At 61.2% G+C, this 11,018-nt stretch carries 9 protein-coding genes; 6 read left to right on the top strand and 3 right to left on the bottom strand.

The genetic code is table 11. The annotated features are described in order from the left end of the window. Positions 1 to 19 precede the first annotated feature (19 nt). Positions 20 to 1,270, bottom strand: a complete 1,251-nt coding sequence (locus CKW09_RS10435; RefSeq protein ID WP_061795384.1) for a nucleoside permease — start codon at positions 1,268 to 1,270, stop codon at positions 20 to 22. A 422-nt stretch (positions 1,271 to 1,692) separates the two neighbouring features. On the opposite strand from CKW09_RS10435, the gene phoP reads away from it, so the two are divergent. The 3 genes from phoP to CKW09_RS10420 all read left to right on the top strand — a co-directional run bounded on the left by phoP (position 1,693) and on the right by CKW09_RS10420 (position 5,156). Next, positions 1,693 to 2,364, top strand: coding sequence for a two-component system response regulator PhoP (phoP, locus tag CKW09_RS10430; protein WP_020826469.1), 672 nt, complete (start codon positions 1,693 to 1,695; stop codon positions 2,362 to 2,364). Between the two features lie 5 nt (positions 2,365 to 2,369). Then, on the top strand, positions 2,370 to 3,827 hold the full coding sequence (gene phoQ / locus CKW09_RS10425) for a two-component system sensor histidine kinase PhoQ (protein ID WP_061795521.1): 1,458 nt from the start codon (positions 2,370 to 2,372) through the stop codon (positions 3,825 to 3,827). Between the two features lie 207 nt (positions 3,828 to 4,034). Further along, a complete protein-coding gene (locus CKW09_RS10420; RefSeq protein ID WP_095097121.1) occupies positions 4,035 to 5,156 on the top strand; it encodes a ribosomal protein uL16 3-hydroxylase in 1,122 nt (373 codons plus the stop codon). Positions 5,157 to 5,505: 349 nt separating this feature from the next. Here CKW09_RS10420 and CKW09_RS10415 read toward each other — a convergent pair whose 3' ends face one another. Together CKW09_RS10415 and pepT are read right to left on the bottom strand one after the other, a co-directional pair. After that, entirely contained in the window at positions 5,506 to 6,594 is a 1,089-nt protein-coding gene (locus CKW09_RS10415; RefSeq protein WP_095097118.1) for a malate/lactate/ureidoglycolate dehydrogenase, read from the bottom strand. A gap of 89 nt (positions 6,595 to 6,683) precedes the next feature. Next, positions 6,684 to 7,913 carry a peptidase T gene (pepT, locus tag CKW09_RS10410; protein ID WP_095100116.1) on the bottom strand — a complete coding sequence of 410 codons (1,230 nt, stop codon included), beginning with the start codon at positions 7,911 to 7,913 and terminating at the stop codon, positions 6,684 to 6,686. Between the two features lie 356 nt (positions 7,914 to 8,269). On the opposite strand from pepT, the gene potA reads away from it, so the two are divergent. From potA to potC, 3 genes are read left to right on the top strand one after another with little or no spacing between them, the layout of a single operon-like run. Then, complete coding sequence (gene potA, locus CKW09_RS10405) at positions 8,270 to 9,385, top strand: spermidine/putrescine ABC transporter ATP-binding protein PotA (protein WP_095097115.1); 1,116 nt, start codon at positions 8,270 to 8,272, stop codon at positions 9,383 to 9,385. Beyond that, complete coding sequence (potB, locus tag CKW09_RS10400; RefSeq protein ID WP_095097112.1) at positions 9,369 to 10,229, top strand: spermidine/putrescine ABC transporter permease PotB; 861 nt, start codon at positions 9,369 to 9,371, stop codon at positions 10,227 to 10,229. Before potA ends, potB begins: the two co-directional genes overlap by 17 nt. Then, positions 10,226 to 11,008 (top strand): spermidine/putrescine ABC transporter permease PotC, encoded by a 783-nt coding sequence (potC, locus tag CKW09_RS10395; RefSeq protein ID WP_095097108.1) that lies wholly within the window; start codon positions 10,226 to 10,228, stop codon positions 11,006 to 11,008. Before potB ends, potC begins: the two co-directional genes overlap by 4 nt. Positions 11,009 to 11,018: the final 10 nt, after the last annotated feature.

Below are 11,018 nucleotides of genomic sequence, written 5' to 3'. Positions count from 1 at the left end.
CGTCAGGCCCGGCGCCGAATCATGATTGGGTGAGGCTGACCGGCGTAATGTCGTGGCTGCGCTCGCGGAAAAACAGCAGGAACAGCAGCATCACCGCCACCACCATCGCCGCGCCGACGCCCCACACGGCGAACCAGTCAAAGGTCATGCCGTCGCGCGGCTGCGCCAGCGCGAAGGTGGTCATCGCCCGGCCGCCCAGCCAGTTGCCGATAAAGCTGCCCAGCCCCTGGCAGATCAGGGTGATCAGGCCCTGCGCCGCGGTGCGCATGTGCGGCGGCGCTTTTTTGTCGACGTAGATGTAGCCGGTGACGAAGTAGAAGTCATAGCTGACGCCGTGCAGCAGTATGCCGAGGAACAGCATGCTGTAGGCCCAGACGTCGGCGGTGCCGCCGTAGATAAAGAACAGGTAACGGATGGCGGCGGTGACAAAGCCGAGCATCAGCACTTTCTTGATGCCGAAGCGTTTGAGCAGCAGCGGCAGCGCCAGCATGGCGAAGATTTCCGACACCTGGCCGAGGGTCATCCAACCGGTGGCGTCCGGCAGGCCGACCTGGGTCAGATAGCCGTTGGCGAACTGGTAATAGAACGCCAGCGGCATGCAAAACAGGAAGGAACACAGCGCGAAGGTGGCGAACGAACGATCCTTCAGCAGGCCGAGCGCATTCAGGCCAAGCAGCGCCTTGACGTCCACCGGGCCGCTGCCCTTGGCCGGGGTGTTGGGCAAACCGAAGCTGTACAGGCCGAGCAGCAGCGACGCGATGCCGGTGATGATCAGCGGCAGATTGCCGTCGGAGATATTGGCGCTGCCCAACAGCGGCGGCAGCATAAAACCGATCACCAGACCGGAGGCGATCCAGCCCAGCGTGCCCAGCACGCGGATGCGCGGAAACTCTTTTTCGGCGTCGGCGATGTTGGCGAAGGCGATGCTGTTGGTCAGCGCCACGGTCGGCATGTAAGTGATGGCGTACAGCACCAGCAGCGGGAAGAAGCTGGAGAACTGGGTCTGCCAGGCGATGATGAACATCAGCCCGCCCCCCGCCAGGTGCAGCCAACCCAGCACTTTCTGCGCGGCGAAGTAGCGATCGGCGATCACCCCCACCAGCACCGGCGACAAAATGGCGGCGATGGCGGTGCTGCTGTAGGACCAGGCGATTTCCGCCGGGGTAAAGCCAAGCTTGTTCAGGTACTGCCACAGGGGGACAAACCACGCCCCCCAGATAAACCATTCTGCAAACATCATGACGGACAGCTTCAGATGAGGACGTTTCATTATTATATCCTTGCTGACTCAGGGCCGGCCGGGTTAACCGGGGCGGCGGTGTAAGGGCCTGGTGTTGGCATCAATTTGATACCTTGATAATACCTTAATAATACCTTTGAGTTTTTTCAACGATCTTGCTCACACTTTGTACCGCGGGTCGAGCCGCCTCGCGTTTAAGTTTCGTTTAATTTTGTGCCGCCGTTGTTTATTCAGCGTTTATCAGCCGTTGCCGATAATGATTCGGCACAAAAATTGATAGCGCATATTTCCCGGCTCGCTTGCGGCCTGAGCAGGTTATACCTACCATAACGTCAGCGTTTTCTTCGAATGGACAAGGTGGCCGCGCGTTATCCCTAGGCACGCCGTAAAGCGTGTTACCTTATAGAGCGTGGGTGACAGGATGTTCACCCGCATAGTCACAGGAGTCCCCCATGCGAGTATTGGTTGTTGAAGATAATGGTTTGCTGCGCCACCACCTTTCCGTTCAGATGCGTGAAATGGGCCATCAGGTCGATGCCGCTGAAGACGCCAAAGAGGCCGACTACTTCCTGCAGGAGCATGCGCCGGATATCGCGATCGTCGATCTCGGCCTGCCGGGCGAAGACGGCCTGAGCCTGATCCGCCGCTGGCGCGCTCACCAGATGAAGCTGCCGATCCTGGTGCTGACGGCGCGTGAAAGCTGGCAGGACAAAGTGGCGGTGCTGGAAGCCGGCGCCGACGACTATGTCACCAAGCCGTTTCATCTGGAAGAGGTGATCGCCCGCATGCAGGCGCTGATGCGCCGCAACAGCGGCCTGGCCTCTCAGGTTATCGTGCTGCCGCCGTTCCAGATCGACCTGTCGCGCCGCGAGCTGAGCGTGAACGAACAGCAGATCAAGCTGACCGCCTTTGAATACACCATCATCGAGACGCTGATCCGCAACGCCGGCAAAGTGGTCAGCAAAGATTCGCTGATGCTGCAGCTGTACCCGGACGCCGAACTGCGCGAGAGCCACACCATCGACGTGCTGATGGGCCGCCTGCGCAAAAAACTTCAGGCGGAGTATCCGCAGGAAGTGATCACCACGGTGCGTGGCCAAGGCTATCGATTTGACGCGAAATGAACATCATGTTCAACAAGGATAAAAAACCGTTTTCGCTGCGCGCCCGTTTTCTGATGGCGACCGCCGGGGTGATCCTGGCGCTGTCGCTGTCCTACGGCCTGGTGGCGGTTGTGGGTTATATCGTCAGCTTCGACAAGACCGCCTTCCGCCTGCTGCGCGGCGAAAGCAACCTGTTCTTCAGCCTGGCGCAGTGGAAAGACAACAAGCTCACCATCGCCATTCCCCCCGATCTCGATCTCAACTTCCCTACCCTGGTGTTCATCTACGACGACAAGGGCAAGCTGCTGTGGAGCCAGCGCAAGGTGCCGGAGCTGGAGAAGCTGATCAACAAGGAGTGGCTTGAGGAATCCGGTTTCTACGAAATCGATACCGACACCCGCATCAGTAGCGAAGTGCTGGGCAACAACCCCAAGGCGCAGGATCAGCTGAAAGATTATGACGACACCGACCGGAATGCGCTGACCCACTCGGTGGCGGTCAACACCTACGCCGCCACCGCGCGGCTGCCGGCGCTGACCATCGTGGTGGTCGACAGCATTCCGCAGGAGCTGCAGCGTTCCGACGTGGTGTGGGAATGGTTCAGCTACGTGCTGCTGGCCAACCTGCTGCTGGTGGTGCCGCTGCTGTGGCTGGCGGCCTACTGGAGCCTGCGGCCGATCAAGGCGTTGGTCAATCAGGTCGGCGAACTGGAAAACGGCGAGCGGGAACAGCTGGACGAAAATCCCCCCAGCGAGCTGCGCGGGCTGGTGCGCAACCTGAACATTCTGGTGCGCAACGAACGCCAGCGCTACACCAAATACCGCACCACGCTGTCCGATTTGACCCACAGCCTGAAAACCCCGCTGGCGGTGCTGCAGACCACCCTGCGTTCGCTGCGCTCCGGCAAGCAGACCACCATCGAGGAGGCCGAGCCGATCATGCTGGATCAGATCGGCCGCATCTCGCAGCAGATCGGCTACTACCTGCACCGGGCCAGCATCAACTCGGGCCAAACGGTGCTGACGCGCGAGATCCATTCGGTGCCGGCGCTGCTCGACAGCCTGACGGTGGCGCTGAACAAGGTGTACCAGCGCAAAGGCGTGGTGATCACGCTGGACATTTCGCCGGAGGTGACCTTTGTGGGCGAGAAGAACGACTTTATGGAGGTGATGGGCAACGTGTTGGAAAACGCCTGCAAATACTGCCTGGAGTTTGTCGAGATCACCTCGCTGCATTCCGAGAAAAACCTGACCATCGTCATCGACGACGACGGCCCCGGCATTCCGGAAAGCAAACGCGAACTGATCTTCCAGCGCGGCCAGCGCGTCGATACCCTGCGCCCGGGCCAGGGCCTTGGCCTGTCGGTGGCGGCGGAGATTATCGAGCAGTACGACGGCCAAATCGCCATCAGCGACAGCCCGCTCGGCGGCGCGCGCATGCAGGTGACCTTCGCCCGCCAGCACGACACCCACCACAACGAATGAATTCTGGCGCTCGGGCCCCGATCCACGGGGCCAAACCTCGCTATATACTCTAAATAATTCGAATTGCATTGCGGCGGCCAGTGAGCAAGCCCGATGAGCTTACCGAAGTAAGCGATTCAGGTGAGCAAACGTAGCCAACAAAGATGCAGTTTGAAGCATGACGCGTATAATCGCACTCAGGCTCACTCCTCTCTCCTGGAATAGAACATGGATTATCAATTAGATCTGGACTGGAACGATTTTTTGCAACGCTATTGGCAAAAACGTCCGGTGATTCTGAAGCGCGGCTTCAAAAACTTTATCGATCCGATCTCCCCGGATGAGCTGGCCGGCCTGGCGATGGAAAACGAAGTGGACAGCCGCCTGGTCAGCCATCAGGACGGCCGCTGGCAGGTTGCGCACGGCCCCTTCGAGAGCTTTGATCACCTCGGCGAGAATAACTGGTCGCTGCTGGTGCAGGCGGTGGATCACTGGCATGAGCCTTCCAGCGCGCTGATGCGCCCGTTCCGCCAACTGCCGGACTGGCGAATGGATGACCTGATGATCTCCTTCTCGGTGCCGGGCGGCGGCGTCGGCCCGCACCTCGATCAGTACGACGTGTTTATCATCCAGGGTACCGGCCGCCGCCGTTGGCGGGTGGGCGAGAAGCTGCCGATGAAACAGCACAGCCCGCATCCGGACCTGCTGCAGGTAGAACCTTTCGACGCCATCATCGACGAAGAAATGGAACCGGGCGACATTCTGTATATCCCGCCGGGCTTCCCGCACGAGGGCTACGCGCTGGAAAACGCGCTGAACTACTCGGTGGGCTTCCGCGCGCCGAACGGCCGCGAACTGGTCAGCGGCTTCGCCGACTACGTGCTGGCGCGTGAGCTGGGCAGCAAGCGCTACAGCGATCCGGACATCAAGCTGCGCGAGCAGCCGGCCGAGGTGCTGCCGCAGGAGGTCGACGCGCTGCGGCAGATGATGCTGGAACTGGTGCAGCAGCCGGAACACTTCCAGCACTGGTTCGGCGAGTTTACCTCGCAGTCGCGCCACGAGCTGGACATCTCCCCGCCGGAGCCGCCGTATCAGGCCGGTGAAATTTACGAGCTGCTGCAGCAAGGCGAGCTGCTGCAACGCCTGGGCGGCCTGCGCGTGCTGCGCGTCGGCGACCAGTGCTTCGTCAACGGCGAACTGATCGACACCGAACACCTGCAGGCCGCAAACGCCCTGTGCCAGCACTTCAGCGTCGACGCCGCCCTGCTCGGCGAGGCGCTGGACGATCCGTCGTTCCTGGCGCTGCTCACCGCGCTGGTCAACAGCGGGTACTGGTACTTTAACGACTGAGCTGACGATTGAAACAATAAAGCCACCCATTCGGGTAATGCCGGTCAGTTAAGCCTGACTGGCATTTTTTTATCCAATCTCTGTTCGCTCCGTGCAGGAAGAATTGCCGTAAATACCCTGCATTTCTCTGCTACCGCAATGAACGGCACTTGGAGGGGCCGAGTAACGTTGGCGTAGCCAACCGTCTGATTGGGCAAAGGCGCGGGTTGCAAGGGGCCGCGCCCACGGTCCCTTGCTCGGTCGAGGCGCGTGAGCTTCATGGTACATCTCATATTCATCGACCGAAAACTTCTCCAACGCCCGCAGAAAAACGCTAACTGACAAGCATTAACCCATTCGGGTGGCTTTTTTATGCCTGCCGCGCCTGGGCGCGGTAGCCGTCCAGCTCGGAATCCGCCATGCCGGCCTGCTGCGCGGCGGCGCAAATCTGCCGCCAGGTGTTGGCGTCCACCGGGATGCCCTGCTGCAGCCGCGCCGCGCGGTTGGCCTCTTCCCACTCGCCCGGCACCGCGATCGGCTGGCCGTCGCTCGGCGGCGAAGCCTTGACCCAGTCGATGAAGGCTTCGGCCTCTTCCTGCATCGCCGGCGCCTCGAAGGCCTGCGGGTTGAGGATCAGGGTGGTCATGCAGTTGAAGATGGCGTCGCTGTCGGCCTTCAGGGTCGCGTCATGGGTAGTGCGGCCGCCGGACAGCGCGCCGCCGAGGATCTCGCACAGCGCCGCCAGCGCATAGCCCTTGTGGGCGCCGAACGGCAGCAGCGAGCCGAACGGCTGTTGGTGCATCACCTTAGGTTCCCGGGTCGGTTGGCCATGCTGGTCAATCAGGTAGCCCGGCGCCACCTGCAAGCCTTTGTTGTAGGCCACGCGGGTTTTACCGAAGGCGATGCCGCTGGTGGCGAAGTCCAGCAGCAGCGGGGTTTTCCCCGGCCGCGGGAAGATGACGCAGAACGGATTGGTGCCGAAGCGGCGATCGCTGCCGCCGAATGGCGCCACCATAGGATCGCCCACCACGTTGACGAAGTGAATCGAGATAAAGCCGGCGCGGGCGCACTGTTCCGCCCAGTGGCCGATGCGGCCGATATGGTGCGCATTGTGCAACGCCACCGCCGCCAGCCCCAGTTGCCCGGCGCGTTCGATGCCCTTGGCCATCGCCTCGTTGGCCACCACCTGGCCAAAGCCCCGGCCGCCGTTGACGGTCAGCACCGCGCCGGCGTCGCGCACCACCTCGGCGTGTTGATTAAGCTGCAACTGCCCCTGCGCCAGCGAGGCCATGTAGCTGGGGATCATGCCGACGCCGTGCGAATCGTGCCCGGCCAAATTGGCCTGCACCAGGTGCTCGGCCACCAGTTCGGCCTCGCGCGCCGTGCTACCGGCCTGGCGCCAGATGGCCTGAACGAACTGCCCCAGGCTCTGGCTGTCGATGCGGTACTCAGTGCTCATACTGCAAGTCCTTGCGCTTAAAAAGTGTTCCCTCACACTAAGAGCAAATCATTGTTGCGGCAAGCAATTATGACAAAGGCAAGCGTCGTTTATCGCGCCCGCTCGGCGGTCAGCGCGGCGATGCGCACGATCACCGCCACCGCCTGCTCCATCCCCTCCAGCGACACGAATTCGTGCTTGCCGTGGTAGTTATAACCGCCGGTAAACAGATTTGGGCACGGCAGGCCGCGGAACGACAGCTGAGCGCCGTCGGTGCCGCCGCGGATCGGCTTCATCACCGGTTCGATGCCGCAGTCGCGCATCGCCTGCTGCGCCAGCGCAATCACCTGCGGATGCTCCGCAACCTGTTCGCGCATATTGTAATAGCTGTCTTCGATGGTCACTTCGATATAGCAATCGCGCGGCAAGCCTTTGCCCACCTGCCGGGCCACCTCCACCATCTTGCGTTTGCGCGCCTCGAAGCCTTCGCGCTCGAAGTCGCGCAGGAGGTAGTGCATCTCGGCGCGCTCCACGTGCCCCTTGATGCTGCTGAGGTGGTAAAAGCCCTGATAGCCGTCGGTGGTTTCGGGGGTTTCATCGGCGGGCAGCGCCTGGTGTATGCGGGTAGCCAGCGACAGCGCATTGACCATCACGCCCTTGGCGCTGCCGGGATGGACGCCGTTGCCGACGATTTTCACCGTCACCGCCGCGGCGTTGAAGTTTTCGCACTCCAGCTCGCCGACGCCGCCGCCGTCCACGGTATAGGCCCATTGGGCGTCGAACGCCGCCACGTCGAACAGCTGCGCGCCCTTGCCCACCTCTTCATCCGGGGTGAAGGCCACGCGGATATCGCCATGCGGGATCTTGCGCCGGCGCAGGCGCACCATGGCGGTAAGGATTTCGGCGATGCCGGCCTTGTCGTCGGCGCCCAGCAGCGTTTTGCCGTCGGTGGTGATCAGCGTCTGGCCCAGCATCTGGTGCAGGATCGGAAACATCACCGGCGAAAGCACCTCATCGCCGATGCCCAACGCGATGTCGCCGCCGCGGTAATTTTCGACGATCTGCGGATTGACGTGCTTGCCGCTGAAATCCGGCGAGGTGTCCAGATGGGCGATAAAACCGATCGCCGGCACCGGCCAGGCGACGTTGCCCGGCCAGGTGCCCATCACGCAGCCGTGCTCGCTGAGCGACACCCGTTCAAATCCCAGTTCGATCATTTCCTGTTGCAGCGCGCGCGCCAGCTTCAGCTGCCCGTCGGTGCTCGGCACATGCTTGACGTTCGCTTTGGATTGGGTGTCGAAAGAGACGTAGTTGAAAAAGCGATCAAGTAGTTTATCCATGGTAGCGGCCCTCAGAATATCGCGTTTCATTATGCGGAACCGATCCGGATCAAATATTGAGTCAGGTCATTTTTAACCAGATTTAACGAATGTCATTAAAGTCTGTGATGATTTCAGCGGGGGATTAGCTGTCATATTAGGGTCATCTGCCGCTATCATGATGAAAAACGACGCATCTGGGCCGGAACGGCTTTCAATTCCGCGAGTCAACGTCTATCATGCGCGCTCTAAAAATTTCCATTGGCGCAGCTGGTTTTGAGCTTCATTTGATCAACGGGTTAGCCCCGCGAGCTCCGGCAGTCTTTTCCAGTTGCGGTTCTATCTGCATTAGCCCACGGGATAGAGTGACACTATAAATGACTGAGAAATCCTCTCTGACACCCCTCGTTGAACTGCATGCCCTGAGCAAGGGGTTCGACGGCAAAACGATCATTGCCGATCTCGATCTGACGATTAACGACGGCGAATTCCTCACCATTCTCGGCCCTTCCGGCTGTGGCAAGACCACCGTGCTGCGCCTGATCGCCGGTCTGGAAGACGTCGATCGGGGGCGCATCCTGCTCGACGGCCAGGACGTCACCGCCATCCCCGCCGAGCATCGCCACGTCAACACCGTATTCCAGAGCTACGCCCTGTTTCCGCACATGACGGTGTTTGAAAACGTCGCCTTCGGCCTGCGCATGCAAAAAGTTCCGAGCGCCGAACTGACGCCGCGCGTCGAAGAGGCGCTGCGCATGGTGCAGTTGGATCAGTTCGCCCTGCGTCGGCCGGGCCAGCTTTCCGGCGGGCAGCAACAGCGGGTGGCCATCGCCCGCGCGGTGGTCAACAAGCCGAAGGTGCTGCTGCTGGACGAATCGCTGTCGGCGCTGGACTACAAGCTGCGCAAGCAGATGCAGAACGAGCTGAAAGCGTTGCAACGCAAGCTGGGCATCACCTTCGTGTTCGTCACCCACGATCAGGAAGAGGCGCTGACCATGTCGGATCGCATTGTGGTGATGCGCGAAGGCCGCATCGAGCAGGACGGCACGCCGCGTGAAATCTACGAAGAACCGAAGAACCTGTTCGTCGCCAGCTTTATCGGCGAGATCAACATCTTCGACGCCGTGGTGCTGCAGCGCCTCGATCCGCAGCGGGTGCGCGCCGACGTCGAAGGGCGCCAGTGCGATATCTACGCCGAGCTGCCGGTCGAAGCGGGCCAGCGGCTGAAGGTGCTGCTGCGGCCGGAAGACCTGCGGGTAGAGGAAGTCAACGACGGCGAACAGCCGGACGGCCTGATCGGCTACGTGCGCGAGCGCAACTACAAAGGCATGACGCTGGAGTCGGTGGTCGAGTTGGAAAACGGCAAGACGGTGATGGTCAGCGAGTTTTTCAACGAGGACGATCCGGACGTCGACCACTCGCTGGATCAGAAGATGGCGGTGACCTGGGTCGAAAGTTGGGAGGTGGTGCTGGCCGATGAAGAAATCGCGTAAGGTCTTCCAGAATACGGTGATCGTCAGCGTGGTGGCCTGGCTGCTGCTGTTCGTGTTTATGCCGAACCTGATGATCATCGGCACCAGCTTCCTGACGCGCGACGACGCCAACCTGGTGCGGCTGGTGTTCACGCTGGACAACTACAGCCGGCTGTTCGACCCGCTGTACGCCCAGGTGCTGCTGCATTCGCTGAACATGGCGTTGATCGCCACCCTGTGCTGCCTGGCGATCGGTTATCCGTTCGCCTTCATCCTGGCGCGCCTGCCGCAGAAGCTGCGGCCGCTGCTGCTGTTTCTGCTGATTGTGCCCTTCTGGACCAACTCGCTGATCCGCATCTACGGCCTGAAGCTGTTCCTCAGCACCCGCGGCTATCTGAACGACGCGCTGCTGTGGATTGGGCTGATCGATAAACCGCTGCGCATCATGTACACCTCAGAGGCGGTGACCCTCGGGCTGGTGTACATTCTGCTGCCGTTTATGGTGATGCCGCTTTATTCCAGCATCGAAAAGCTCGACAAGTCCTGCCTGGAAGCGGCGCGCGATCTGGGCGCCGGCAAGCTGCAGACCTTTATCCGCATCATCGTGCCGCTGACCATGCCGGGCATTATCGCCGGCTGCCTGCTGGTGGTGCTGCCGGCCATGGGGCTGTTCTTCGTCGCCGATCTGATGGGCGGCGCCAAGAACCTGCTGATCGGCAACGTGATCAAAAGCCAGTTCCTCAATATTCGCGACTGGCCGTTCGGCGCGGCCACCAGCATCTGTCTGACGCTGGTCATGGGCCTGCTGCTGCTGGTCTACTACCGTGCCGCCCGGCTGCTGAACAAGAAGGAGGATCTGGCATGATCGGCCGTCTGCTGCGCGGCGGCTTTATGACGCTGGTATACGCTTACCTGTATATCCCGATCGTCATTCTGATCGTCAACTCCTTCAACGCCTCGCGCTTTGGCATCAGCTGGCGGGGCTTCACCGCTCACTGGTACGGTATGCTGTTCAACAACGACAGCCTGCTGCAGGCGGCGGGCCATTCGCTGACCATGGCGGTGCTGTCCGCCACCTTCGCCACGCTGATTGGCTCGCTGACCGCGGTGGCGCTGTATCGCTACCGCTTCCGCGGCAAGCCGTTCGTCAGCGGCATGCTGTTCGTGGTGATGATGTCGCCGGATATCGTGATGGCCATTTCCCTGCTGGTGCTGTTTATGTTGCTGGGGATCTCGCTCGGCTTTTGGTCGCTGCTGTTCTCGCACATCACCTTCTGCCTGCCGTTCGTGGTGGTCACCGTCTATTCGCGGCTGAAAGGCTTCGACGTGAAAATGCTGGAGGCGGCGCGCGATCTCGGCGCCGGCGAAGTCACCATCCTGCGCAAGATAGTCCTGCCGCTGGCGATGCCGGCGGTGGCGGCCGGCTGGCTGCTGAGCTTCACGCTGTCGATGGACGACGTAGTGGTGTCTTCGTTCGTCACCGGCCCCAGCTACGAGATCCTGCCGCTGAAGATCTATTCGATGGTGAAGGTCGGCGTATCGCCGGAGGTCAACGCCCTGGCCACCATACTGTTGTTGCTGTCGCTGGTGCTGGTGATCGCCAGCCAGTGGGTCATGCGCGATCGCGGTCCCAAAGCCGGCTGACGCCGCAGGG

The sequence above is a fragment of the Serratia ficaria genome (assembly GCF_900187015.1).
In the GTDB taxonomy this organism is placed as follows: domain Bacteria; phylum Pseudomonadota; class Gammaproteobacteria; order Enterobacterales; family Enterobacteriaceae; genus Serratia; species Serratia ficaria.
Note: the sequence above shows the minus strand (reverse complement) of the source record. Positions and strands in the feature narration are given on the sequence as shown.

Excerpts from the sequence above, each read along its gene's own strand:
- CKW09_RS10435 (WP_061795384.1), bottom strand. The coding sequence starts at position 1,270 with ATGAAACGTCCTCATCTGAAGCTGTCCGTCATGATGTTTGCAGAATGG.
- phoP (WP_020826469.1), top strand. The coding sequence starts at position 1,693 with ATGCGAGTATTGGTTGTTGAAGATAATGGTTTGCTGCGCCACCACCTT.
- phoQ (WP_061795521.1), top strand. The coding sequence starts at position 2,370 with ATGTTCAACAAGGATAAAAAACCGTTTTCGCTGCGCGCCCGTTTTCTG.
- CKW09_RS10420 (WP_095097121.1), top strand. The coding sequence starts at position 4,035 with ATGGATTATCAATTAGATCTGGACTGGAACGATTTTTTGCAACGCTAT.
- CKW09_RS10415 (WP_095097118.1), bottom strand. The coding sequence starts at position 6,594 with ATGAGCACTGAGTACCGCATCGACAGCCAGAGCCTGGGGCAGTTCGTT.
- pepT (WP_095100116.1), bottom strand. The coding sequence starts at position 7,913 with ATGGATAAACTACTTGATCGCTTTTTCAACTACGTCTCTTTCGACACC.
- potA (WP_095097115.1), top strand. The coding sequence starts at position 8,270 with ATGACTGAGAAATCCTCTCTGACACCCCTCGTTGAACTGCATGCCCTG.
- potB (WP_095097112.1), top strand. The coding sequence starts at position 9,369 with ATGAAGAAATCGCGTAAGGTCTTCCAGAATACGGTGATCGTCAGCGTG.
- potC (WP_095097108.1), top strand. The coding sequence starts at position 10,226 with ATGATCGGCCGTCTGCTGCGCGGCGGCTTTATGACGCTGGTATACGCT.